The sequence below is a fragment of the Bradyrhizobium erythrophlei genome, assembly GCF_900142985.1.
Lineage (GTDB): Bacteria > Pseudomonadota > Alphaproteobacteria > Rhizobiales > Xanthobacteraceae > Bradyrhizobium > Bradyrhizobium erythrophlei_B.
Map to the genome: position 1 here is coordinate 7,045,366 of NZ_LT670849.1, position 25,298 is coordinate 7,070,663.

24 protein-coding genes are annotated in these 25,298 nt (G+C 61.3%); 12 read left to right on the forward strand and 12 right to left on the reverse strand.

Translation table 11 applies throughout. The annotated features are described in order from the left end of the window. Together BUA38_RS33925 and BUA38_RS33930 are read right to left on the reverse strand one after the other, a co-directional pair. Window positions 1-1,605, reverse strand: a complete 1,605-nt coding sequence (locus BUA38_RS33925; RefSeq protein WP_072825005.1) for a carboxyl transferase domain-containing protein — start codon at window positions 1,603-1,605, stop codon at window positions 1-3. Between the two features lie 218 nt (window positions 1,606-1,823). After that, window positions 1,824-2,129: an ETC complex I subunit gene (locus BUA38_RS33930; protein ID WP_072825007.1), complete on the reverse strand. Its 306-nt coding sequence runs from the start codon at window positions 2,127-2,129 to the stop codon at window positions 1,824-1,826. A 186-nt stretch (window positions 2,130-2,315) separates the two neighbouring features. Between BUA38_RS33930 and BUA38_RS33935 the strand changes: the two genes are divergently transcribed. After that, a complete protein-coding gene (locus tag BUA38_RS33935) occupies window positions 2,316-3,467 on the forward strand; it encodes an OpgC domain-containing protein (RefSeq protein WP_072825010.1) in 1,152 nt (383 codons plus the stop codon). A gap of 19 nt (window positions 3,468-3,486) precedes the next feature. Here the strand turns inward: BUA38_RS33935 and BUA38_RS33940 are convergent, their stop codons facing one another. Continuing rightward, window positions 3,487-4,338, reverse strand: a complete 852-nt coding sequence (locus BUA38_RS33940) for a VOC family protein (RefSeq protein ID WP_072825012.1) — start codon at window positions 4,336-4,338, stop codon at window positions 3,487-3,489. 359 nt (window positions 4,339-4,697) lie between these two features. Here BUA38_RS33940 and BUA38_RS37750 point away from each other — a divergent pair, with 359 nt between their 5' ends. The 9 genes from BUA38_RS37750 (at window position 4,698) to garD (ending at window position 15,758) form a co-directional block, all read left to right on the forward strand. Beyond that, on the forward strand, window positions 4,698-5,090 hold the full coding sequence (locus BUA38_RS37750) for a hypothetical protein (protein WP_072825014.1): 393 nt from the start codon (window positions 4,698-4,700) through the stop codon (window positions 5,088-5,090). A gap of 243 nt (window positions 5,091-5,333) precedes the next feature. Beyond that, window positions 5,334-7,625 (forward strand): TOMM precursor leader peptide-binding protein, encoded by a 2,292-nt coding sequence (locus BUA38_RS33950; protein WP_072825016.1) that lies wholly within the window; start codon window positions 5,334-5,336, stop codon window positions 7,623-7,625. A 15-nt stretch (window positions 7,626-7,640) separates the two neighbouring features. Beyond that, complete coding sequence (locus tag BUA38_RS33955) at window positions 7,641-9,125, forward strand: SagB/ThcOx family dehydrogenase (RefSeq protein ID WP_156898858.1); 1,485 nt, start codon at window positions 7,641-7,643, stop codon at window positions 9,123-9,125. 154 nt (window positions 9,126-9,279) lie between these two features. Then, the gene (locus BUA38_RS33960; protein WP_072825018.1) at window positions 9,280-10,272 is read left to right on the forward strand and encodes an ABC transporter substrate-binding protein; all 993 of its coding nucleotides are present in this window, start codon (window positions 9,280-9,282) and stop codon (window positions 10,270-10,272) included. Between the two features lie 162 nt (window positions 10,273-10,434). Further along, window positions 10,435-11,238 carry an ABC transporter ATP-binding protein gene (locus BUA38_RS33965; protein ID WP_244553131.1) on the forward strand — a complete coding sequence of 268 codons (804 nt, stop codon included), beginning with the start codon at window positions 10,435-10,437 and terminating at the stop codon, window positions 11,236-11,238. Between the two features lies 1 nt (window position 11,239). Then, the gene (locus tag BUA38_RS33970) at window positions 11,240-11,989 is read left to right on the forward strand and encodes an ABC transporter permease (protein ID WP_072825022.1); all 750 of its coding nucleotides are present in this window, start codon (window positions 11,240-11,242) and stop codon (window positions 11,987-11,989) included. Next, window positions 11,989-12,735, forward strand: a complete 747-nt coding sequence (locus BUA38_RS33975) for an ABC transporter permease (protein ID WP_072826642.1) — start codon at window positions 11,989-11,991, stop codon at window positions 12,733-12,735. The genes BUA38_RS33970 and BUA38_RS33975 overlap by 1 nt, the downstream gene beginning before the upstream one ends. A gap of 72 nt (window positions 12,736-12,807) precedes the next feature. Further along, the gene (locus BUA38_RS33980) at window positions 12,808-14,148 is read left to right on the forward strand and encodes an MFS transporter (RefSeq protein ID WP_072825024.1); all 1,341 of its coding nucleotides are present in this window, start codon (window positions 12,808-12,810) and stop codon (window positions 14,146-14,148) included. 68 nt (window positions 14,149-14,216) lie between these two features. Next, window positions 14,217-15,758: a galactarate dehydratase gene (garD, locus tag BUA38_RS33985; RefSeq protein WP_072825025.1), complete on the forward strand. Its 1,542-nt coding sequence runs from the start codon at window positions 14,217-14,219 to the stop codon at window positions 15,756-15,758. A 10-nt stretch (window positions 15,759-15,768) separates the two neighbouring features. Here garD and BUA38_RS33990 read toward each other — a convergent pair whose 3' ends face one another. The 5 genes from BUA38_RS33990 to BUA38_RS34010 are packed head-to-tail and all read right to left on the reverse strand — an operon-like array spanning window position 15,769 to window position 20,281. Beyond that, on the reverse strand, window positions 15,769-16,719 hold the full coding sequence (locus tag BUA38_RS33990; RefSeq protein ID WP_072825027.1) for an arginase family protein: 951 nt from the start codon (window positions 16,717-16,719) through the stop codon (window positions 15,769-15,771). A 17-nt stretch (window positions 16,720-16,736) separates the two neighbouring features. After that, window positions 16,737-18,002 carry a M20/M25/M40 family metallo-hydrolase gene (locus tag BUA38_RS33995; RefSeq protein ID WP_244553132.1) on the reverse strand — a complete coding sequence of 422 codons (1,266 nt, stop codon included), beginning with the start codon at window positions 18,000-18,002 and terminating at the stop codon, window positions 16,737-16,739. Further along, entirely contained in the window at window positions 17,989-18,654 is a 666-nt protein-coding gene (locus BUA38_RS34000) for an amino acid ABC transporter permease (protein ID WP_083587876.1), read from the reverse strand. The genes BUA38_RS33995 and BUA38_RS34000 overlap by 14 nt, the downstream gene beginning before the upstream one ends. A 16-nt stretch (window positions 18,655-18,670) precedes the next feature. Further along, on the reverse strand, window positions 18,671-19,486 hold the full coding sequence (locus BUA38_RS34005) for an ABC transporter substrate-binding protein (protein WP_072825029.1): 816 nt from the start codon (window positions 19,484-19,486) through the stop codon (window positions 18,671-18,673). A 39-nt stretch (window positions 19,487-19,525) separates the two neighbouring features. Continuing rightward, window positions 19,526-20,281: an amino acid ABC transporter ATP-binding protein gene (locus tag BUA38_RS34010; protein WP_276328151.1), complete on the reverse strand. Its 756-nt coding sequence runs from the start codon at window positions 20,279-20,281 to the stop codon at window positions 19,526-19,528. Window positions 20,282-20,393: 112 nt separating this feature from the next. On the opposite strand from BUA38_RS34010, the gene BUA38_RS34015 reads away from it, so the two are divergent. Together BUA38_RS34015 and BUA38_RS34020 are read left to right on the forward strand one after the other, a co-directional pair. After that, a complete protein-coding gene (locus BUA38_RS34015) occupies window positions 20,394-21,302 on the forward strand; it encodes a LysR family transcriptional regulator (RefSeq protein WP_072825031.1) in 909 nt (302 codons plus the stop codon). Next, entirely contained in the window at window positions 21,302-22,579 is a 1,278-nt protein-coding gene (locus tag BUA38_RS34020) for a M28 family metallopeptidase (RefSeq protein WP_083587877.1), read from the forward strand. The genes BUA38_RS34015 and BUA38_RS34020 overlap by 1 nt, the downstream gene beginning before the upstream one ends. Window positions 22,580-22,594: 15 nt before the next feature. Here the strand turns inward: BUA38_RS34020 and BUA38_RS34025 are convergent, their stop codons facing one another. From BUA38_RS34025 to BUA38_RS34040, 4 genes are all read right to left on the reverse strand, one after another. Then, on the reverse strand, window positions 22,595-23,341 hold the full coding sequence (locus tag BUA38_RS34025; protein ID WP_072825034.1) for an SGNH/GDSL hydrolase family protein: 747 nt from the start codon (window positions 23,339-23,341) through the stop codon (window positions 22,595-22,597). A 119-nt stretch (window positions 23,342-23,460) separates the two neighbouring features. After that, on the reverse strand, window positions 23,461-24,249 hold the full coding sequence (locus tag BUA38_RS34030; RefSeq protein ID WP_072825036.1) for an SDR family oxidoreductase: 789 nt from the start codon (window positions 24,247-24,249) through the stop codon (window positions 23,461-23,463). A 7-nt stretch (window positions 24,250-24,256) separates the two neighbouring features. Further along, window positions 24,257-24,721 (reverse strand): RidA family protein, encoded by a 465-nt coding sequence (locus BUA38_RS34035; protein ID WP_072825038.1) that lies wholly within the window; start codon window positions 24,719-24,721, stop codon window positions 24,257-24,259. 15 nt (window positions 24,722-24,736) lie between these two features. After that, window positions 24,737-25,297, reverse strand: a complete 561-nt coding sequence (locus tag BUA38_RS34040) for an amino acid synthesis family protein (RefSeq protein ID WP_072825040.1) — start codon at window positions 25,295-25,297, stop codon at window positions 24,737-24,739. Between the last annotated feature and the right edge of the window lies 1 nt (window position 25,298).

Sequence of the window (25,298 nt, forward strand, 5' to 3'; positions counted from 1 at the left end):
TCACATCCTGAACAGGCCGAACTTCGTCGGCTCGATCGGCGCGTTGGTCGAGGCTGAAAGGCCGAGCCCCAGCACCAGCCTGGTATCGGCGGGATCGATCACGCCGTCGTCCCAAAGGCGCGCGGTCGCGTAATACGGGCTACCCTGCTTCTCATATTGCGCGCGGATCGGCGCCTGAAATTTCGCCTCTTCCTCCGCCGACCAGCTCTCGCCCTTGGCCTCGATATTGTCGCGCCGGACCTGGCTCAGGACCATTGAGGCCTGCTCGCCGCCCATGACCGAGATGCGCGCATTGGGCCACATCCAGAGGAAGCGCGGGCTATAGGCGCGGCCGCACATGCCGTAATTTCCTGCGCCATAAGAACCGCCGATGACAACGGTGAATTTCGGAACGCCCGCTGTAGCAACCGCCGTCACCAGCTTGGCGCCGTCACGCGCGATGCCGCCAGCCTCGTACTTCTTGCCGACCATGAATCCTGTGATGTTTTGCAGGAACACCAGCGGAATGTTTCGCTGGCAACACAGCTCGATGAAGTGCGCGCCCTTCAGCGAACTCTCGCTAAAGAGGATGCCGTTATTGGCGATGATGCCGACCGGATAACCCCAGATATGCGCGAAGCCGCAAACCAATGTCTGGCCATAGAGCTTCTTGAACTCGTCGAATTCTGAACCATCGACCAGCCTGGCAATGATGTCGCGCACGTCGAATGGCTTGCGGCCGTCGGCGGAGACCACGCCGTAAATCTCCTCTGCCGCAAACAGCGGCTCGCGCGCCTCACGCATGTTGAGTTGCGCCCTCGCCGGCGGCTTCAGTGTGGCGACGATCCGACGCGCGATCCCGATCGCATGTGAGTCGTTCTGGGCGTAGTGATCGGTCACACCCGATTGGCGCGAATGAACATCCGCACCGCCGAGTTCTTCCGCCGTCACGACCTCGCCGGTGGCGGCCTTCACCAGTGGCGGGCCGCCGAGGAAAATCGTGCCTTGGTTGCGCACGATGATGCTCTCATCCGACATCGCCGGAACGTAGGCGCCGCCGGCCGTGCACGAACCCATCACGATCGCGATCTGCGGAATACCGAGCGACGACATTTGCGCCTGGTTGTAGAAGATGCGGCCGAAATGCCGTTCGTCGGGAAAAATCTCGTCCTGCTGCGGCAGAAACGCGCCACCGGAATCGACCATGTAGACGCAGGGAAGATTGTTCTGCCGGGCGACATCCTGCGCCCGCAGGTGCTTCTTCACGGTCATTGGATAGTAGGTGCCGCCCTTGATGGTGGCATCGTTGGCGACAACGACACATTCGCGCCCCGAGATCCGCCCCACCCCCGTGACGATGCTCGCCGAATGCACGTCACCGCCGTAGAGATCGTGGGCCGCCAGCGGCGACAGTTCGAGAAAGGCCGTGCCGGGATCGATCAGGAGATCGACGCGCTCACGTGCCAGCATCTTGCCGCGGGCCGTGTGGCGCTTTCGCGCAGCCTCACCGCCGCCACCGGCCACAGAAGCGAGCTTGTCGCGAAGCTCGGCGACCAGCGTCCGCATCACCTCGGTATTGCGAGCAAAGTCGGATGAGGCGGGATCGATACTGGAATGGAGCGGCATGGCTTTCGGTCAAGTGAGGGCGCCGCGATCTGCGCCGCAGGAGCCTGACATCGTGTCATCGTGCTGGCGGCTTGTGCAACCAGCAAAACGGCCTATTCGCACGATTTACCAGAAATTATCGCCAAATCAGGTAGTTAACATGCCACATTGATGCGCTTGTTGATGCGCGGCGATGGCAGGGCCGCGCCTCTCTGTTTTTGCCTGCCGATCCGATGTCTCTAGTGAGTCCAAGGCTCGCCGCGGCGGAACGCAAAATTGTCCGCGTAGGCCACCTGCCGATGCATCGACTCCTTCGGTTCGAGCACCTGGTACGGGATGCCCTCGCGCTCGCAGTAGGCCACCGCCTCTTCCTTGGTCTCAAAGCGCAGCGTGACCTGCTGCTTCATATCGCCCGAGCTGGTCCAGCCCATCAAAGGCTCGACGACACGCGGCTGCTCCGGCTCGTAGTCGAGCTGCCAATCCCTGGTCTTGGCCTTGCCGGATTGCATCGCATTTTTGGCGGGCTTAAAAATGTGGGCGGTCATTGACGGTCGGACCCTTTCGCGAAGTAGATTGAGCAATCGGAACAGCCGGGAGTCGCTGATTCTCCGGCCTTTGATGTAAAGATCTGCCGGAATGGTATATTCATTATGTCGTCCGGTGACAATCTAGCCGCGCTATAGATCGATTTCCCGCCACCCCTTTGAACCGATGCACCGAAGACGGCACCCATGAAAATCAACGCCACCTTGCCGGAAAAAGGACGCGACCTTCGTCTCGATCTGTTCCGCGGAGTCGCCAACTGGGCGATTTTTCTCGATCACATTCCGGACAATGTCGTGAATTGGGTCACGACGCGGAATTACGGCTTCAGCGATGCCGCCGACCTCTTCGTCTTCATTTCGGGTTACACGGCTTCGTTCGTCTACGCACGGATGATGCTGGAGCGCGGCTTTATCGTCGGCGCCACCCGTTTGACCAAGCGGGTCTGGCAGCTCTACGTCGCCCACATCATTTTGTTCGTCATCTACATCGCCGCGATCAGCTATCTGGCGCTGCGCTTCGGCGATTCCGAGATCATCAATGAGTTCAACGTCGCGGGCCTTGTCGACCAGGCGACCGAGACGCTGCGCCAGGGGTTGATCCTCAAGTTCAAGCCGGTGAATCTGGACGTGCTGCCGCTCTACATCGTCCTGATGGGATTCTTTCCGCCGGTTCTCTGGATGATGTTGAGGCAGCCGAACCTGACGATGATCGCCTCGATCGTGCTGTGGCTGGTCGCCCGCCATTTCAGCTGGAATTTTCAGGCCTATCCCGCCGGGACATGGTACTTCAATCCGTATTGCTGGCAGGTGCTTTTCGTGTTCGGCTCGTGGTGCGCACTCGGCGGGACCAGGACCGAACGAGCGCGCTGGCTGATCAATTCCAGCATCGCGCTCTATCTGTGCATCGCCTATTTGCTGTTTGCACTCGTGATGACCATGGCCGGAAAATTTCCAGACTTTGGCGCGGTGCTTCCTGACTGGCTCTATTCCGCTTTCAACCCCAACGACAAGACTAACCTCGCGCCCTACCGCTTCGTGCATTTCATCGTCATCGTTGTCCTCGTGGTCCGCTTTCTGCCCAAGGATTGGCCCGGGCTGGAGTGGAAGGTATTTGATCCGGTGATCGTGTGCGGACAACAATCGCTCGCGGTATTCTGCGTCGGGGTCTTCCTGTCCTTTGTCGGACATTTCGAGCTGATGATGAGTTCGGGGTCGTTCTTCGCGCAGCTCTTCGTCAGCGTGACCGGCATCGCGATCATGACGGTGGTCGCCTATTACATCTCCTGGTCGAAACGGCAGGACAAGCCGATCAAGGCGCCGGCGCCGAAACCGGCCTGATGGCTGGTCGCCCCGCGCCCTACTTTTTCGCAGGCGACTTCGGCGCGACCAGCTGGCCGCGCGAAGAAAATTCCTGCCATTCCGTGGTCCAGCCGACCTGTTGCTTGTGGCTTCGTTTGCCCTGAAGGGCAAATGTCGCGCCTTGCGGATCGCTGCAATAGGCGATCCTTACCCCGCCGGGTAACTCCGCGTCGTTGTATCCAGCCCGGCCGCCTGCCGCGCTCACACGCTCGACCGCGGCATCGATGTCCTCAACGTTAACGTAGAACAGCCAGAACGGAGGCGTTGGGTCGCTGTTCTTGAGTGCGCCGGCGACGATTTGTCCGCCCGCCGAGAAAGTCAGATAGGCGTTGGCGAAACGATCCTCGGTGTCGTCTCGCTGCCAGGCTAAAACCTCGCGGTAGAAAGTGCTTTGCTTCTGCAAATCGGTTGCGAAAAGCTCGTTCCAGCCGAAGCGGCCTGGCTTTGCTGAATCCTCCGGTTGTTGCACTGCGACCTGCGGCTGACCAATCACCGCAAACAAAGCGCCTTCTGAGTCAGTGACAACCGAAATGCGGCCGATATTACTGTCGGTGGGCGGCACGTAGACCGCACCGCCGAGCCGCCTGATTTGATCGGCCGCGGCATCGACGTGCTTTACGCCGACATAGCCCATCCATCTTGGCCGCGCGCCCATTTTCAGGCCCTCCGGCGGCAGCTCCAGCAGACCTGCCGTGGCGTGATCACCGGCCTTGAACAGCGTGTAGGGCACCCGCGACGTCGACGAGGGCAGCGCACTCCAGCCGACCACATCGCGGTAGAATTTAGTAGCCGCGGCCATATCGGTGGTGAGCAGCTCGTACCAGGTGAAATATGCAGGATCGATGTTCAAATCGGCGTCTCCTTCGCTCCTGCAAAAACCATAACAGTTCAGCCCTACCGGCCCCTCGACGTCGATGCAAGATCAGGGATGACCAACGTCCGATTGTGGACATAACGCAGCGAGGAGGCGCTGATGTTGCTCTGCACGCAGCTCGGGTTTTCTGAAAGCCGGAGAAGGTTTTTCCAACATTGCAGATGATGAACGAAGCCTGAATAAACAGCCATTCAAGCACGGTTCATAAACGTGAAATCTTTGCAAGAACAGGGACTCTGAGGTTCTCGTGAACCTTCCTCAGCTTGCGGGCGACCAACCCATGCAGTAAAGTTATTCTACTCGAACCGCTAGCGAGAAAATGGAGGATTTGAATAATGGCAACGAAGAAGCGTGTTAAGGCCGCTTTGCCCGCGCTGGGCGCAGCTGGCTTGACGTTTTCGATGGTGGGCGGTGCGTCGGCGGCAGCAGTGCCCGCCAACGATGCGACGCAAGCAACAAACTATTCTCCCAATCAACAGATCACGCTCGGCGAAGAAGAAATCGCCGATGTGAGCCTCGCCACGTTCTACGTCTTCGACAAGGAAAGCACTGCTGCCGCAAAGGACGGTAACATTCAGCTCGCGCGCGGCTGCGGATGCGGTCGTGGTTGCGGTGGTCGTGGTTGCGGTGGTCGTGGTTGCGGTCGTGGATGCCGTGGATGCGGCGGCTGCGGCGGCTGCGGCGGCGGCTGGTGTCTCTCCTGGGGCGGTTGCCGGCCCTGGTGCTAACCGAGGTCACTCTCGTCGCGTGATCAACGCGAATAATCGTGGCCGGGTTCGACAATGTCGACCCGGCCTATTCATGTGTACGTCAGGTGAGCGTCGCCGCGCCCGTGCTCGCTCACAAATGACGATGACGCCGAATTCCCGCCTCGCTAAAAGACCTCCTGACGCCGGCTGGATCAAGGGATGCTCCCGATCCGCGAGAAACTCCGCAGGCCGGCCTGGCAGGCAAGCTCCGTGTGCTGATTCATGAAAGCCAAACGCAAGACCGTTCCATCCAAGCCAAAGCGCAAGGCCGCTTCCAGCCGCCGCGCCGCGAAAGACATCGCGCAGTTCGCTCCCAATTTCACGGTCTACGTACTACCGCCCGATCAGGTTTGCTTCTATTCCGAAGACCGCAAATTCTTCCTGCATGGTGAGCTTTATTGCGAGCTGGCCACGGCGATCGGCAAGGGTGGAAAAAGCCTGCAACAGCTTGCGGTCGAGTTCGGAAAACGTTTTCCGCCCGAGAAGGTCGAAGAAGCCCTCAAGCGCCTGATCGAACGCCGCTATATCGTCGAAGCTTCTCCCACATCGAACACGGTTCAGGCCGCCTATTGGGCGAGCCTTGGCCTGCCGCCGGGCATGGCCGAACAGAACCTCGCCAACTGCCGCGTGCGCGTCGAGGCCGTCGACGTTCAGGGCGCCAAGGAATTCACCAAGGCACTTGCCGAATTGGGAGTCCATGTCGTTATCGGCCGCGGCGCGGCCGACCTGACGATCACACTCGCCAACGATTATCTCGAACCAAGACTTGCCGAACTGAACAAGCAGCATGTGTCGGACGGCACGCCATGGCTGCTGGCTCAGCCGTCCGGCGCCTTTCCCCTGGTCGGACCGGCCTTCAATCCGGGCAAGGGTCCGTGCTGGACATGTTTGTTCGACCGCATGATCCGAAATCGCGAGATCAAGGGATTCCTCGACCGCACCGACGCACAAGCTGTCGCCTCGTCGCCGCTGATGCACAGTCCGCTCGGTCAGGGTGCGATTCCGTTCGCTGCGCTCGAAGTCGCCAAGGCGATCGCCAGCGGTTTTCGCACCGACCTGAACAACCACATCATCAGTCACGATTTGCTGGGTTCGACTACGGTCAAACACTACGTCGCGCATCGCCCGCAGTGCCCGACCTGCGGCAACAAGAAGCTGCGGGATCCGCGACGCCGGCCGACCCCGATCGAACTTGGCGCCGGGCTCAAGCTGACGATGACCAGTGGCGGATTCCGCTCGGTGTCGCCGCGCGCGACGGTAGCGCGCTTTCGCAAGCATGTCAGTCCGCTGACCGGCGTCGTCAAAAAACTGGAGCGGATCGAGGCCGACCTTCCTCTGAATACGAATTTTTTTGCGAACCACAACTTCTCCGGACCGGCGATGAATGTCGACATGCTCAGGGAGGGACTCGCCGGCGGAAGCTTCGGCAAGGGTTCGACCGCCGAGCAGGCGGAGGCCAGCGCGCTGATGGAGGCGATCGAACGCTATTCCGGTATTTTCCAGAGCGACGAAGTCCGGATCAGCAAACGCTTCACCGATTTTGAAGCCGGGGAAGCCCTTAATCCCGAAGATGTGCTGCTCTTCAGCGACGCGCAATATCGATCGCCCGAGGCAGAGCCTGACGACTCTCATCCTGTCCCTGACCGCTTTGACCCGTCGGCTAAGATGGAGTGGTCACCCGCCTGGTCGCTGCGCGACCAGCGTTTCCGCTATCTGCCGACTAGCATGCTGTACTTTTTCTACGGTGGCGGTCCGGGGCACTACGCCGCGGATTCTAACGGCTGCGCCGCCGGCAACACCCTTCAGGAGGCGATCGTCCAGGGCTTCCTCGAGCTCGTGGAGCGCGATGCCTATGCTATCTGGTGGTACAACCGCTCGCCGCGCGAGGAACTGGACCTCAGCCAGTTCGACGATTCCTACGTTCAGGACTTGCGAAGCCAGTTGAACGACCGCGGCCGCAAGCTTTGGGTGCTCGATATCACCAGCGATCTCGGCGTCCCGACCTACGTCGCGATGGTGCACTGGATGCAGGACGGGCACGAAAACATCGAGTTCGGCTCCGGCGCGCATTTCGACAGCCGTATCGCATTGTTGCGTACCTTGACTGAACTCAACCAGTTTCTTTCGATTGGGCTGATGAACGGTGGGACAGGCGAAAAGCCGAGCCTCGACAACGTCACGCCGCTGGAGTTGAAAAATTATCCGTTCCTGGTGCCAAACGGTCGTCCTGCCGCGCCGATCATCAAGGGTTCTAAATTCGGGCTTCTCGACGACACCCGCAAACAGGTCGATGCTTGTGTCGAGATCGCCCGGCGCGCGGGCCTCGATTTTCTCGTCCTCGACCAGACGAGGCCGGACGTCGAAACATCCGTCGTACGTGTGATCGTTCCCGGCTTACGACACTTCTATCGCCGCTTTGGGCCGGGGCGCCTCTATGATGTTCCCGTCAAGCTCGGCCTGCGCGACACGCCGATAACGGAAAGTGAACTGACGCAATACCTGCCTCACAGCTAGCGGGACGCATTCGCCTTGGCCACGCCGAAGAAAAAAGCCAGCGGCCGCAAGACGGCGACGCCGGTCCTCACCGCCCACGTGGTTAAACACGTCGTGCTAGAGGCACAGGCGGACGGCAACGTCGTTGTGCGTTTTGAAGGGTATACGCAAGGTCTGGGCAAGTTCGCGCCGGCTATTTCGAAGCGTATCGCCGAGCTCCGTACCGGGCTGCCGCTGGCTTCGATTGCGAGCAGCCGCGCCGCCGACACGGAGATCAACCTCCTGGTCCGGCGATTGGCACGAAGCGGTCTTCTGGAATACCGCCTCGGACCAGCGCGCTGCGGTCAGGCCAGCGTCGTGATCGAGCCGCAGATTGCAGATTACCGGCCGCAAATCTCGAAAGTCGCCAACACCGATACGATCGCGCTGTCGCGATTTGCCTATCTGCGACGGCGCGGCAAGGAGATGGTGCTGGAATCGCCGCGAGCCAGCGCCCTGTTCAGGATTGCCGATCCGAAAATAGCTGCGGCGCTTGCCGCACTCTCGCAACCGCAGAAGATCGGCCAGTATCGAAAGGAACGCGACTTTCCGGGGCTGGAGGTTTTGGGACTGCTTGTAGACTGCCAGATCCTGTTCAAGCTGAAGGCCGCCGATATCGATGGCGCACGCCCATCGGAAGGCGATCCGAACCTCGTGCTGTGGGATTTTCACGATCTTCTGTTTCACACCCGCAGCACCGAGGGACGTCAGGCCAATCCGTTGGGAGGCCTCTACACTTATTCCCGTCTCATGACGCCGCTGCCCGCCGTGCGGCCGCCATGGCCGGGACAGGCGATCGAACTGAATAGCCCGGGCTCGCCGCCGCCCTCTCCCTTTGCAGCGCTGCTCAACGCCCGACAATCTGTGCGCGACTTTGACGACGAGCATCCTATCACCTTGGCCGAACTGGGAGCTTTTCTGCAGTCCGCTGGGCGGGTTCGCGGCAAGTGGACGGCGCCCGCCGATATAGAAGACGGGCAAGGCCCGGACGTTTCGTACGCTTCCCGCCCCTATCCTTCGGCGGGCGCAGCCTATGAGTTGGAGCTCTATCTTGCGGTCCACAAATGCGAGGGACTATCTCGCGGATTCTACCACTACGACGCGGATCGACATGCATTGACGCCGATCGAAGCCCGCCCAGCCGACCTTGAGGCGCAGCTTTACGACGCGGAATTTGCCATTGGCGCCTCAAACGCACCGCAAGTCTTGATCGTCATTGCGGCGCGGTTCGGCCGCGTCACCTGGAAATACAGTTCGGTCGCCTATTCGCTGATCCTCAAGGACGTCGGCGTGCTGACGCAAACCCTCTATCTGGCGGCGACGGACCTCGGCCTCGGCGGCTGCGCGATCGGCACCAACAATATCGACCGGTTCGCGCGGATGACCGGATTGGACTTCGCCATCGAAGGGCCCGTTGGTCAATTTGCCCTCGGCCGCGCCGCCGGGCGGCGCCCGGATGGCGATTCATTCGAGCCAAAGTAGATATCCGGAAATTGAGGTCTGCGCCTCGTCAGCCCTTGCAGTTCCGGTTACGCGTGACGAAAATGCCCTGAAATAACGGACGGACGGGCGCGGACAACAACCGCGCCCGTCACAAAGATAAGGCCGCCATAGACGGCCAGCAGGGAGGCGCGCCATGATGAGGATGCGACGAGGCCTGACGTTTGGCGCGGCCTTTGCCGCCCTCGTTTTCGCAAGTAATGTCCGGGCAGAGCAGATCGTCGTCAGCAATTATGGCGTCGCCGCCAACGGCATGCCGTATGCGGTCGCCATGGAGAAAGGATTCTTCAAGGAGGAAGGCGCCGACGTCACCGGCATTCTCTCGTCCAATGGCGGCGGCACCACGATCCGCAACCTGCTAGGTGGCAATTTGAGCTATGGCGAGGTCGACCTCGCCGGTACAGTGACGGCGATCGAGCAAGGCAACGACCTTCATATCATCAGCGACAACGTGCTGACCGTCGGCGAATTCGTCTGGGCGGTGAAACCGAAATCGCCGATCAAGGCGCTTGCGGACTTCAAGGGCCACAAGATCGGCTACACCAATCCACGCTCGACCAGCCAAGCGCTCAATGTGCTGCTCATGCAGACCATTGGTCTCACCCAGGCCGACGTGACCCCGACCAAGGTCGGCGGCTTTGGCGAACAGGTCGTCGCCCTCGATATCGGCGCCATCGACGTTGCAACGCTTGCCGATCCAGTCTGGTCGAAGAACAGCGCCAAGCTACGCATCGTCGTTCGCGCGACCGACACGCTGCCTCCGCTATGCAACGTGATCGGGGTTGCGACCGGCAAAGCCATTGCCGAACACGGTGACTTCCTGCGCGCGGTGTTGCGGGCCCGGCGCAAGGCTGTCGAATTCATGTATTCCCATCCCGACGAGGCCGGTGACATCGTCGCCAAGGTCTACGACCTCGACCCGACCATCGCACGCCAGGCCGTGCACAACCTCACCGCCATGGCACCCGGCACCACCATTCCATATTGGGGAACCGGTCGCTTCGACATCAAGGGGATGGACGGCATGATCGCGGCCCAGCGCAGTGTCGGCGCCTATTCGGGTGCACCGAATTGGGAAAAGATGATCGACCGCAGTTTCCTCGCCGACGATCTGAGGAAAGACTACTAGTGCGGCAAATTTGAAGTTCCTATCGGGATCGCGGCAATTACGTCATAGGAACTTCAAATTTACGGCCGCACTAGAATCAGTAAGTTGCTAGAGCTCCTTTGATTCTGAAGTTCGCATCAGAGGTCGCCGCAATCGCTTGCGAACTTCAGAATCGGAGCTCTAGTGGCCGATCCGCATCCGATCCACGTCGCGTTGCGTGACGTCACCAAGACCTTCCAATCCAAGCTCGGGTCGATCGATGCGCTCGGTCCTGTCGACCTCGAACTTCGTCAGGGTGAGTTCTTTGCCGTGGTAGGCCCATCGGGCTGCGGCAAGTCAACCCTGCTCGACATCATGGCCGCGCTTGCCCCGCCTTCCAGTGGCACGGTGATCTTCGAAAATCGGCCGATCGGGGCCAGCGTCCCCGATGGCATCGGCGTCGTGTTTCAGGAGAATGCCTGCTTTCCCTGGCTCAATGTGGCCGACAACATCACGTTCGGCCTTCGCCGGCAGCCGATCGAGCAGACGGAGATCGAACGGCGATTGCAATACGCGCTGCAACTGATGGGCCTGAACGATTTCGCGCGCGCATTTCCGGCTCAATTGTCCGGCGGCATGCGCCAGCGCGTTTGCATCGCGCGGACGCTGGTGATGCAGCCGCGCCTGATCCTGCTCGATGAACCCTTCGGCGCATTGGATCAACAGACCCGGCTCTTGATGGGGGATGAACTACTCCGCATCTGGCGGGCGACCAATGCAACGGTTCTATTGATCACCCACGCGCTGGATGAAGCGGCCATGCTGGCGGACCGTGTCGCCGTGATGTCGGCGCGGCCAGGCCGGATCATGGAAGTCATTGAAACCGGTTGGGCGCGCGACCGCGACAGCCGAATCGTATCTGCCCCCGAATTCGGCGCGATCACCGGCCGCTTGTGGGCTCTGTTGCGCACGCAATCGCTGCAGGCGCTGCGGCCGGATCCGGCCTGACATGCGCATTCTCTTCTACAGGTGTCTCGCGATCACGCTGCCCATGGCATCGCTCGAAATACTTTGCCGAAGCCATGTTATTCCGCCGCTGACCTTGCCGGCCCCAAGCCTGATCGCGCTGGGTCTATGGGGAGTTCTTACGCACGGGACTTTCAACGCGGCGATCGTCAAGACGCTGACCAATGTCGGCCTCGCAATCGCGCTGGCGGTAACGGTCGGAACCATCGCCGGCGCTGCGCTTCATCGCGCCGGCACGCTACGCACGCTGCTGGAGCCCCTGTTCTCCACCTACTACGCCATTCCGATCTATGCGTTCTACCCGCTGTTTATCGTGGTGTTCGGCCTCGGTGACGCGCCGCAGGTGACCATCGGCTTCATGCTGGCAGTGGTATCGATGATCGTCAGCACGTTGGCCGGGCTCGACAGCGTTCCTCCCGTGCTCGGCAAGACCGCCCGCGTCTTGCAGCTCGGGCCAATCGCAACCGTCCGCAGCGTCACGCTGCCCTACGCCGCGCCTTATTTATTCACCGGCGTCAAACTGGCGATCGCCTATGCCTTTATCGGCGTCATCGGTGCCGAGTTCATCATGTCCAACACCGGCCTCGGCTACGAGATCCGCTTCGCCTACGACAACCTCGACAACAACGTCATGTATCCGCTGATCTTGTTGATCCTTCTGATCGCCGTTGTCGTCAACATGAGCCTGGACCATTGGGAGCGCGTCTTGCGGTCGCGCCGGGAGCGCGCCTGATGCGCCGCGCCATCGCTCGCTATCCATCCTTGTCTCTGGTCGTGGCGCTGCTCATCCTCTGGCAGATCGTCTTCTGGCTGGTTGGCCGCAATGCGCTATTGCCGCCTGTCGAAACCGGCCTGTACCTCGCCAGGCTGCTCCAGACCACCCGCTTCTGGGGTCATATCGCGGAAACCGGCATAGCCTTCATCATCGCGCTCTCGATAGCCATCGTGGCAGGGCTCGCAATCGGCCTGATACTCGGGATGAATCGGACGGCCGCCGAAGTGTTCGAACCGTTTCTGCTGGCGGGCAATTCCATACCCAAAATCGCGCTATACCCGATCGTGCTGTTGATTTTCGGCATCGGCATGCCGTCCAAGATCGCGTTTGGCGCCATTCATGGCGTGGTGCCGATCGCGATCTTCACGCTCACCGCGTGCGGGAACGTCCCGCCGATCCTCATCCGCACAGCAAACGCGATGCGGCTGACGCGCTGGGATACCGTCCGCTCGGTGCTGTTACCAGCCGCTTTGCCGGACATCTTCTCCGGGATTCGCATCGGCTTTTCGCTGACCCTGATCGGCACCATTCTCGGTGAAATGTTCGGCTCCCAGCGTGGCCTCGGCTATCTCCTGATGACAGCCATCGGCTTGCAAAATATCGAGGTCATCATGTCCGTCACGCTGCTGCTGGTGTTGGTCGCCGCAACGGTAAATACGCTATTGCTGATACAGGACCGCCGGCTGCGCGATCCGGCTGGCTAAGGTCCTCGGGACCGGCTAACACGGGCCGCAAAGGTCCTACGATCCGACTAGAAGAAACGCCGGGAGGTAAACATGAGCAGCACGACAGCGTCGGCGGTCGACGCCAAGAGGTCTCGCGTCAGGCTCTTGATCGTGACCATGCTGTTCCTGGTGACGACCGTGAACTATGCGGATCGCGCCACGCTTTCGATCGCGGGCACGGCGCTCTCAAAGGAATTGAACCTCGATCCCGTCGCCATGGGCTATATCTTCTCGGCCTTCGGCTGGTCCTACGTGGCGGCCCAGGTCCCCGGCGGTTGGCTCCTCGATCGTTTCGGCTCGAAGTGGGTCTATGCCTTCAGCATCCTGATCTGGTCGTTGTTCACGCTGATGCAGGGACTGGTCGGGTTCCTTACCGGCGCTACCGCAGTCACGGTACTGTTTCTGCTGCGGCTCCTGGTCGGGCTTGCCGAGGCCCCGTCCTTCCCCGCCAACGCGCGTATCGTGGCGGCGTGGTTTCCCGGCAACGAGCGCGGCACCGCGTCTGCATTCTTCAATTCCGGCCAATATTTCGCAACCGTGATCTTTGCGCCGCTGATGGGTTGGATCGCGCATGATTTCGGCTGGCGTTATGTCTTTTACGTCATGGGTTCACTCGGCATTCTCGTCGGATTCGTCTGGATCAAGACGATGTATGGACCGAAGGATCACCCCGGCGTCAACGAAGCTGAACTCGACTACATCCGGCAAGGCGGCGCGCTCGTTGAGCTTGACGCGCCAAAAGACGAACGCGTGCCCGACAGCGGACCGAAATGGAGTTATATCAGTCAGCTTCTGTGCAATCGCATGATGCTGGGTGTCTATATCGGTCAGTTCTGCATCAACACGCTGACTTATTTCTTCCTGACCTGGTTTCCGGTCTATCTGGTCAAGGAACGCGGGCTGAACATCCTGCAAGCCGGTTTCGTCGCCACCCTGCCCGCGCTGTGCGGCTTTATCGGCGGCGTGCTTGGCGGCGTCATCTCTGACGCCATCCTGCACAAGACCAATTCGCTGACGCTGGCCCGCAAGATTCCGATCGTCGGCGGCATGCTGCTGTCGATGACGATCATCGCCTGCAACTACGTCGACGGACAGGCGCTTGTGATCGGATTCATGGCGCTCGCCTTCTTCGGAAAAGGTATCGGCGCGCTGGGCTGGGCCGTCGTTTCCGATACCTCGCCGAAAGAAGCCGGTGGCGTTTCCGGCGGCCTGTTCAACACCTTCGGCAACCTGTCGAGCATTACGACCCCGATCATCATCGGCTATATCCTGGCGGCAACCGGCTCTTTTGCCGGCGCGCTGGTTTTCGTCGGCGCCAATGCCCTGGTGGCGGCCTTCGCCTATCTCGTGATCGTCGGCAAGATCGAACGCGTGAAGCTGCGGACGGCGTGAAAACGGGATAAAACGGCGTCTGCACACCACCTATGGTACCGGCCAAATTGGCCCGGCAGGAGTTGACGATGGGCAAGAGAGAACTCGTTACCGAACAGCCCCGTTACATCAAGCTCAACGAGCGCGACAACGTCGCAATCGTCGTCAACGATTTTGGCCTTCCGGCCGGCTCCCGTTTTGCCTGCGGCCTCGAGCTTCGCGTCTTTGTCCCGCAAGGGCACAAGACCGCGCTGGTCGATATCGCGGAAGGCGCGCCTATCCTGCGCTATGGCGAAGTCATCGGCTATGCCGTTTCTCCCATCCTTGCCGGCGAATGGGTCGACGAAGCGCGCATTCACATGCCCGACGCGCCCGCGCTCGATAAACTCGAAATCTCGACCGCCGTGCCTGAGCCGTTGCCGCCGCTCGAAGGCTACACCTTCGAAGGTTATCGCAACCCGGACGGCTCGGTCGGCACCAAGAACATTCTCGGCATCTCGACCTCGGTCCAGTGCGTCAAGGGAACGCTGGAATATGCCGTCAAGCGCATCCGTGCCGAACTGCTGCCGAAATACGCGAACGTCGATGACGTCATCCCGGTGACCCACGCCTATGGCTGCGGGGTTGCGATCTCGGCGCCCGACGCCGTGGTACCGATCCGGACATTGCAAAACATCGCGCTGAACCCGAATTTCGGCGGCGAGGTGATGGTCGTCGGCCTCGGCTGCGAAAAGCTCGCGCCAGAGCGGCTGGTCCCCGAAGGCCTCGGCGATGCCATCGTGCGGATGCAGGACGAAGCCTTCGACAGTTTTGGCGCGATCGTCGAGCGCATCGTGACCATGGCCGAGGCACGATTGGCCGTGCTGAACCAGCGCCGCCGCGAGACCTGCCCGGCGTCAGACCTCGTCATCGGCTTGCAATGCGGCGGCAGCGACGCTTTCTCAGGCGTCACCGCCAATCCGGCCGTCGGCTTCGCCGCCGATCTGCTGGTGCGTGCGGGCGCAACCGTGATGTTCTCCGAAGTCACGGAGGTGCGTGACGCTATCCAGTTGCTCACGCGCCGCGCCGTGAACAAAGACGTGGGCCAGGCGCTGATCCGCGAGATGGCCTGGTACGACGACTATCTGGCCCGCGGCGGCGCCGATCGCAGCGCCAATACCACCCCCGGCAACAAGAAGGGTGGGCTCGCCAATATCGTCGAAAAATCACTCGGCTCGATCGTCAAATCAGGTTCAAGCCCGATCGCGGGCGTGCTCGCACCGGGCGAGAAGGCGCGCCAGAAGGGCATGTTGTTTGCGGCCACACCGGCGTCCGATTTCATCTGCGGCACGCTCCAGCTCGCCTCCGGCATGACCTTGCAGGTTTTCACGACCGGCCGCGGCACACCCTACGGGCTTGCGGCAGCGCCCGTCATCAAGGTCGCAACCCGCAGCGAACTGGCGCGGCGCTGGAAAGACCTGATCGATTTCGATGCCGGCCGCATTGCCACCGGCGAGATGACGATCGAAGAGACCGGCTGGGAGCTGTTCCGCCTCATCCTCGATGTCGCCAGCGGCCGCACCAAGGTCTGGTCGGACCATTGGGGCATCCACAACGATCTCACGCTGTTCAATCCCGCACCGGTGACCTGACGCGGCCCGCTCAAGACGGCCGCGTGCCACCTTTTTCGTTGATCAACAGCAGCGATTCATAGGCCATGTAAGCGGCGAGATGCGCCGACATGCCTTGAACATCGTGTGGCGGGCTCACCGTATTGATATCGACCGCGACAATGTCGAGCCCTTCCAGCCCGCGCAGCAGTTGCAGACCCTCGCGGGCGGTAAAGCCACCCCAGGTCGGCGTGCAGACGCCCGGCGCCACGGACGGGTCGAAAGAATCCATGTCCCACGACAGATAGACCGGACGCCCCTTCATGGCGGCGTGTAGCTCGGCCAGCACATCCGCCTCCCCCCGGCGCATGTAGTCGCGCATGGTGATGACATTATAGCCGAGGCTCTTGGTGTGGGCCGCAACGCCCTCACGATAGGTCGGGCCACGGATTCCCACATGGTACGATGCGCCCGCCGACACCCGCTGCTCCAGCGCCACATGACTGAACTGACTGGCGGCGTCGTAGGGGTGGTCGGGATTGACCGGATGACAATCGGTATGGCTGTCGACGTGAAGCACACAAAGGTTCGGCCATTTGCGCGAGGCGGCGCGGACCAGCGGCACGGAGATCGATCCGTCGCCGCCGAACCCCACCACCGTCGCGCCGTCAGACGCAATGCGCCAGGCGGCCTCTTCTATCCGATCGAACGCCACCTCGATACGACTCGGCGTAACCTCGACATCACCACAATCGACGAGCTTCAGCGCAGCACGAATGTCGTAGTCGGCACGTTCAGACTCAAAAGCGCGCACCAGACGCGACTGTTCGCGGATCGAGCGCGGCCCGTCACGCGAGCCGATGCGGAACGCATGTGTCCCGCAATCAAAGGGCACGCCAAGGATCGCGGCTTTCGAACCCTTGGCGGAGGAAGCCCAGGGCACGCCCATGAAGCCCACACCGGTGCGATAAAGATCCACTGTTGAGAGTTCCGAAGCTTTCATTGTTCGTCTTTCCGAATTCACGCTTCGCTCAAAAATCCGAAAGCCGCGAGCGTGTGGACTTTCGCAACCGCGATCAACTCCTCGACGAGGATGTATTCGTCCGGCGCGCCCATGTTGAAGGGCGTGCAGCCGAACACGACGCTCGGCACGCCGAACATCCGATAGAGCCGCGCATCGGAGGCGCCAACGCGCATATTGGAAACCGGCGCCTTGCCGAACACCTTTGTGGCCGCCGCAACCGTGCGCTGGACAATTTCATGGTCCGGTGGCGTGAAGGTCGGCGGATAGGCACGGATGATGCGCCAGGTTACGCCCTCGCAAACATCGAGCTCGCGATGCAGGGCCGCCTCTATTGTTTCCAAGTTCACCCCGACCGGAAGCCGGATGTCGGCAGCGGCGCGCGCCTGAGCCGGCACAAGATTGGGCGATATTCCGCCTTCGATCGTGCCGATATTGACCGTCACCCGCTGAAGCGTCTCGGCCTCGCCCTCGCCTGACAGGGGTTCCGAGACCGTCTTCGCCGCGGCGACGGCGGACGAAACCGACGCTGGTGCCTCGACCGGAAGGTCCTCCAGCCGTTTCAGGCCGTCCAGGGCACGGCGGAGGCGGTCGATGGCGTTGTGCCCCTTGTGGACATGCGCGCCATGGGCCGGCTGCCCTACGGCTTCGAGTTCGACCCAGCACAGCCCTTTCTCACCGAAGCGCACAACCATGGGCGAACCGACGTCGCCGCAAAGCATGGCATCGCCCTTGGCTTCAGGAACATTCTCAAGAAGCCAGCGCGAACCCAGTGAACCCATGTTCTCCTCGTCGCCGGCCAGCGTCACCACCAGTTCGCCACGCCAGCGATCACGCAACCGAGCCAAAATTCGCACAGCCGTGAGCGTCGCCGCAATGCCTGCCTTCATGTCGGAAACGCCGCGGCCATAAATCCGCCCGTCCTTTAACGTCCCGCCCAACGGCGGCACCGTCCATTGCCCCTCGCCGACCGGAAACGTATCGAGATGGCCGTTGAAGACGAGCCTGCGTCCGGGCCCCGCACCCGGAATGACCGCCACCAGATTGACGATGCCAGGCGCGGTCTCGTAGCGCGCGATGCGAATGCCCTCGATCGTTTGCAAAAGGCCCGCCGCCATTTCCGCAACCGCCGTCACGTCGCCGGGCGGGTTGGGCGATGCGACTGCGACCAGCTTTTGCGTGGTCTCGATCAGAAACGCGCGTTGCGCCTCGACTTCGGCTTCAAGCGCAGCGGACAAGGGCATGGTGTCATCAGCGACGGGCAAGGCGGGATTCCCAGATACGGATCGCCATCGCGAGCGGCCAACAGATGAAGAAATAGACCACCGCGATGAAGGTGAAGATTTCCAGCGGCCTGAACGTGGACGAGGATAATTCCATACCTCGCCGGGTGATCTCGCTGACCGAGATCACTGCACCAAGCGAGGAAAACTTGATGAGCTGGACGAAATTCGAAGCCAGCGGCGGCAACGTCATGCGGATGGCCTGCGGCAGTACGATCCGCATGAAGCTCTGCGCCGGCGTCAGGCCGAGTACCTGCGCCGCCTCTCGATGGCCCTTGGGGACAGCCTGGATGCCGGCCCGATATACCTCGGAGATGAAGGCCGCCATATAGAGCGAAAGCCCGATCACGATGCCGGCCAGTGCGGAGACGCGGATGCTGAAGACGATGGGCAGCACGTAGTACACCCACAACAGCTGCACCAGGATCGGCGTATTGCGGATGATTTCGCCGAGCGCAAGGCTGAAACCACGCAGCACGGCGAACTTCGAGAGATCGAACAGCGCCAGGATCAGGCCGCCGACGAGCGCAAACACCAGCGATATTGCCGAGATGAACAACGTCATCTGGAACCCCGACATCAGGAAGTCGAGATTGTTCCAAATGACGTCCCATCGGAATGAATAGGTGACCACAGCGCCTCACCAGCCGTTAGGGCGCGACAATCGGCCCGAGCTTGTTCTTCTCGGCATATTTCTTCAGGCGGCCGTCGAGCTTGATGGTGTCGATGAACAGGTTGATGAAGTTGAGCCAGACCTGATCGCCCTGCGGCACGGCATAGGCGTAAGGGGTCACGGCAAGCTTCTCCGGCGGCTCGATGCTCTTGGCCCAATCGAACTCGTCCGTCACTTTCACCGCAGTCGGGAAGTCCGTCATGATGACATCGACGCGGCCGGCCACCAGTTCGCCTTCGCGCGTATTCGGCGGTGCGACCGATATCAATTCGGCTTTCTTCAGGTAGCCCTTCATGAAAGGCTCGATGTAGCTGCCAAGCGTCACGGCTGCCTTGATGCCGGGCTTGTCGACGTCCTCCCAGCTCTTGATCGGCCCATCCTTGCGGGTCACGGCGTAGACATTGGTGATGAGATACGGTTTTGAGAACTCCACCGCCTGCGCACGCTGGAGCGAGGCACCAAGCGCAAACATCCCGATATCGCACTTGTTGGCCTGAAGATCGGCGATGAAGGTACCAAAACTGCTTTCGACGATCTCGAGCTGCGCACCCAGATCCTTGGCGAGTTCCTTGGCGAGATCAGCATCGATGCCTTCGATCACGCCGGTCTTCGGATTGCGGAAGGAGATCGAGTAGTACAACGGGAACTGGCAGACGCGGAGCTTCTTGGATCTAGTAATCTCGTTCAGCCGGGAATTCACTTCAGCGGCGCCCGCTGGCGCGGATGCAAATAGGATGGCGGCGAAGCCAAAGACGGCCGCGTGAAGCAAGAATGGGCGCAGATTGAGTTTCATCCTGATGTCCTCTCGCTGGCGTTGGTCCTGATCGCTGAACTAATTCTGGAGCTGGGAGATAAATCGCTTCGCGCGCTCACTCGACGGCGCGGTAAAAAACGTCTTAGGTGCCGCTTCCTCGACGATTTCGCCCGCATCCATAAACACGACACGCGTGCCGACCTGGCGCGCGAAACCCATTTCGTGGGTGACGACGAGCATGGTCATGCCCTCGCCCGCCAGTTGGCGCATCACCATCAGGACTTCCTGACGCAACTCCGGATCGAGCGCGGAGGTCGGCTCGTCGAACAACAACACCTTGGGCGACATCGCGAGCGCCCGCGCGATCGCAACGCGCTGCTGCTGTCCGCCGGACAACCGGTTCGGGTAGACGTCGCGCTTGTCGGAAAGCCCCACCTTGGCAAGCAACGCCTCAGCCTTCTGGATGGCTTCAGAGCGCGCCGTGCCTTTCACCCGTAATGGCGCCTCGATCACGTTGCCGAGCACCGTCATGTGCGGCCACAGATTGAAATGCTGGAACACCATGCCGATGTCCGGCCGCACCTCGCGCGCGGCGCGGCGCTGTTCCGAACTATCGCGCGCGGAAGCGATGGTGACGCCGTTCATTGTCACCGCCCCAGCCGAAGGCTGCTCGAGAAGCGCGAGACAGCGCAGCAAGGTAGTCTTGCCCGAACCGGACGGGCCGATGACGCAAACCACATCCTTGGCCGCAACAGCCAGGCTGACATGCCGGAGCACTTCGGTCAGGCCGAAGCTCTTGGACACCCCGTCCGCGGCAATCAACGGCACAGCCAAGCACCCTCCATTGCGGCACCACTACAAAAAATACTGATGCTACTTTTTGCCAAACCCCATAATGTCACTTAAGCTAAAGCAACTACAGCCGAAATAGCAATAACCAAATTTTATGCAGATTGACCCTCGTCTCCTCGAAGCGTTCCGCAGCGTTCTGGATAGCGGCTCCATCACGCAGGCTGCGGCATCGCTTGGCCTGACCCAGCCGGCCGTAAGCGCGCAGATCGCACGCCTGGAGTCGGATGTCGGCTTCGCGCTCTTTGTGCGTTCGGGCAACCGCGTGCGGCCTACGGCGGAAGCGATGGCGTTCCGCGAAGAGGTCGAGCAGACGCTGACGAAAATCAGCGATCTCAGCCGCGTAGCCGAGCAAATCCGCGCTGGCGAAGTCGGTTCTTTGACCATCGCGAGCCACCCAATGGCCGGGGTAACGTTGTTGCCTCCCGTCGTGTCGGCGTTCGCGAGAGAGCGACCGAACATCAAGGTCGAGCTGTTCGTTCGCAATTCCGACATGGTGCGCGGGATGTTTCCGTCACGCAGCTACGACATCGGAATCGCGGAGTTACCCGTCGACCCCTCCGGGCTGACGATCACGCGATACCGGATCGGCTGCGTAGCGATCATGCCCAAAAATGACCCGCTCGCTGCTTACGACATCATCACGCCAGAACTGATGTCAGGTCGGCCATTTGTCAGCATGTCGCGGCTATGGACGGCCTATCATCTGGTCGAAAAGGTATTTTCGGACGCGCACGCCCATCTGAACGTCGTTGCGAGTTCCGAACTCTTTGCTGCCATCTGCGCGATGGTCGCAAGCGGGCTCGGCGTTTCCATCGTCGATCGCGCCTCCGCACTTCAGTTCGGCGCCGCGGGACTCGAGATCCGCCCGTTCCAGCCGGCGGTTCTCTATGACATCGCGGTGTTCCATAGCGCCGATCCGAACCTCTCGACGATCGCGCGCGGCTTCCTGGATGCGTTCGACGCCCACATGCGCACCTTCCTCGCACCATCAGGAGAAAGCTGATGCGCCTGCCACCGGACCTACCCGGAACAATAGCCACCGACCCTCTACTCCCGGAAGAGTTCGCCGCGATTTGTGATTTCGGTGGACGCCTCGCCGGGACCGAAAGCGAACGTCGAGCGATGGCCTATGTCGCTGATCGTGGCAGCCTCGCAAGCAGCGCGCCTTGCGTAAAAGTCCCGGTCAGCTATGGCGGCTGGCGGGCACGGAAGGCCGAGTTACGCCTGTCGGACGGAACATCCGTTCCCTGTCACCCGCTGGTCCGCTCGATGCCGACGCCGGCGGATGGTCTCACGGCCGAGGTGATCGATCTTGGCCGAGGCACGCCGGAGGAGTTCGAAGCCCATCGTCTGGAGATCGCCGGCCGCATCGTGCTGGTGCGTCATGAGCTGATGTTCGTTGCCGGCACCATCCACCGCCGCCGCAAATACAACATGGCGCTTGAGGCAGGCGCTCTTGGCTTTTTGATCGCAGGCCCCATGGCGGGCGAGTTAGTCGCGGGCTCTTCCGGCCGCAACGAAGGCGATGCCGGCATTCCTGCCGCCGGTATCACGCCTGAAACCGTCTCGCTACTGGCTCGAACGGCCGCGGGATGGCCGCGCGTGAAACTCGTCGTCGCTGCAGAAGAATATCCGGCGCAAACCTCGACGCTGCTGTTCGACTTACCCGGCCAAACCGGCGAGGTGGTCGTCCTCAGCGCCCATGTCGACGGCCACGACGTCAACGAAAGCGCCATGGACAATGCCTCGGGCGTTGCAACCGCGCTTGCGGTGATCCGCGCCGTCGCACCGCATGTACACAGCTGGCGGCGCGGCGTGCGATTGGCGTTCTTCAGCGCCGAGGAATGGGCGCTCACAGGTTCAGCGCGGTATGTCGCCGGTCTGTCCGACGACGAGCGAAAGCGTATCGCGCTCAACATCAATCTCGATACGGTAGCGGGCGGCAAGCGCCTGACCGCGCTGACCAGCGGTTTTGCCGGCGTCGAATCTTTCCTGCTGCATGCCACCGAAGCCAACGGACAGAAACTGCGTTGCGTGCGTCCGCTGCAAACCAATTCCGACCATGCGAACTTTGCGCTGGCCGGCATCCCCGCCTTTCGGCTGGTGGCGGGCTATGACGATCCCGATGCGAATGTCCGGTTCGTTCTGACGCCCGGCGACCGCAGGGACAAGGTCGCGTTGACTGAACTTGTCGCCGCCGCACAGCTCACGGCAGGCCTTCTGGCAGCCGCATGCAACGCCTCCTTTCCCGAAGCCGCGCAATGGCGACGTCAGGCATAAAGGTCGTCCCGTTCGCTACATGACGGTTTTGTCAACGGCCTTGAAAATGAGCTGGCTCAGGTTCCACGCCAGTCTTTGCGTCGACCAATCGCTGTCGTGAAGACGGTCGGTGTCGGTTGGATCAACCATTGTGTCGAAGGAAACGTCCTCGAGTTCATGCCATGCCTTCATGAACTCAAAGCGCCTAAACAGGTCAACCTTCATTCCCGACGCGACGTCAGCGATAGCCGACACCATCGCTTCCGTCTGCTTGAGGGTCGCCGGCGTCAACACTGCCGGAACGTACTGCAGATCCATCAGAATAATGTCGATACTGCCCGCGTTGCGAACCTGTTCGATGCCGTCGCGGAGCGCATTGATCGTCTGTTCAAGCGTGGGCGGATTGTCCTTGGGCTCCTGCCAGACGGAATTGGTGCCGATCTGCCAGACCACGAGTTGAGGGTTTTCCGCGATCACGTCGTCCTGCATCCGGTCGCGTTCCTTCGGAGCCTCCTGGCCTCCGAGGCCGCGATTGATGACATCGATCATGCGCTTTTGGTCTTTCGGATCCTTCAGATCCTTGTGCCGCTCGAAATATTCCTGCCGTAGCGCTGCTTCCAGCCGATAGGGGAAGGCGACGATGCCGCCCTCGCCTTCCATGGTCGACGACCCCAGCGCGACGATCTTGACCGCGGCGGTGCCGGCAAGGCGTCTTGCGAAGTTAGGCAGGCCGTATTGGAGTGCGGCCGGCTGAGCAGGAATTTGCCGAGGCGAGCTGTTCATCGGGGTCTCATTCCGCAGAGCGTATCGGGAGAGATCGCGGGCGATCGAAAGCGAAGGGTCAGGCAGGGTTACTTTCCATTACACTACAGAGGGCAACTTATCTACCTCTGGTAGAGCCTTCAGACTGCCGACCATCCGCCGTCAATCGGGACCACCGTGCCGGTGATGTCGCGGCCAGCCGGGCTGCACAGAAAGGCGACCATCGCGCCGACGTCCTCGGGGCGAACAAAACGGCCGCTCGGCTGGCGCTCTTTCATATATTGCCGGGTCGCCTCCTCCCGCGAGATGCCGTGCGAGGATGCCATCGCATCGATCCGGCCCATGATTGCGGGCGTCGGCAGCGTGCCGGGGCCAACCGCATTGCAGGTAATGCCGGTGCCGACGGTCTCCATCGCCACCGCACGGGTCAGGCCGATAATGCCGGTTTTGGTCGTTACGTAGTCGACCCGATTAAGCGCGCCGCGCTGGCCGTAGTGCGAGGTCAGGTTGATGATGCGGCCGAAGTCTTTCGCCCGCATCGCTGGCAACACCGTTCGAATGATACGAAACGGCGCCGTCAGGTTGACGGCCAGCGACCGCTGCCAGTCGGCGTCCGAAAATTGCTCGACCGGCGCAAAATGCCTGACCACAGCGTTATTGACGACAACGTCCGGATCGCCGGCCGCCTCACGCGCAAACGTCGTCAACCGCTCGACGCCCGCGAGTTCGGACAAGTCCGCCTGGCAATACGCCACCTTGCCGCCGTGGCGGCCTTGCAGCGCAGCTCGCGCTGGCTCGACCTGTTCCGGCTCGTCAATGCCGTGCAGCACGATATCGTGGCCAGCCGCCGCAAGACTCTCGGCGATGGCATAGCCGAGGCCGCCGCTAGACCCGGTGATGAGTGCCGAACAGCGCGGTGGGGCCGGCATCAAATGCTCATTTCCCAGGCGGATAGGCGGCGATCATGTCGAGTTCGATGCGGGCGCCGGGTGTCGAGAGCTGATTGATGCAGATCGTCGTGCTCGCCGGCGTCCATGATCCGAAATATTCCTTCATCACGGCCACCATGCCGTCCTGGTCGCGAATATCCGTCAGGTATTTTGTCACTTTGACCACGTCGGTCCAGGTCAGGCCCTCGTGCTCCAGAATCGTCTTGATGGTCTCCATGGCTCGCCGGGTCTGATCCTCGATCCGGTTCGGATGATCATGCTCGGCAATCACATGCGGATGCTTGTGATAGAGCGGCGACGGTGTCGCGCCGGAGATAAACAACAGTCCGCAGGGGCTTTCGACCCGCATCGCCGGCGCATAGGGCATATCGACCCGCCGTTCCGGCTCGGTCTGGATTTCCTGGATGTTGGGATTGCTGGGCGACGCCTGATAGGCGGGTTTTTTGTTCATGAGAGCTCCATCACATCAAACGGCCGTCGCCGGCGGCACGGCGCCCGATTTCGCAACGCGCGGACGCGGCCGGCCGCCATCCGCAAGCGCCACGATCACCACGATCTCGTCGGGCCGCGGCGCATTGGGAACCATCACGCCGAGCGTGTCAATTTGATCGAACGACCAGACATCGTCCTTATGGCCGAGAGGCACATCGATCGCCGAGCCGACGGCGCCGATCTTCACGTTCGACGGGATAATCGCTTGTCCGCCGCCGATCGCGTCCCGCATCGGCTTGCCCATGCGGGGATGCAGGATCGCAGCCGCATGCTCGATATCGCCAGACGTGCCCACGATGGCCGCTTTGCCGTAGGAGATGGCCGGCCCCGGCAGCAGCGCCTTGGCTTCCTTGACCAGGAGCTCGCCGAGTTCGGCGCCAAAGCCGATGAGCTCGGAAAGATCGTCCTGCGCCTCGCCAGCAAACGGATTCGCGATGACCGCGCAGGCCGCAACCCGCGTCACCGGCTTCAGAGCTGGCAGGCCGCCTTCGGCGAACACAACGTCCTTGCAAGTCCAAACGCGCTTGATTTCCATC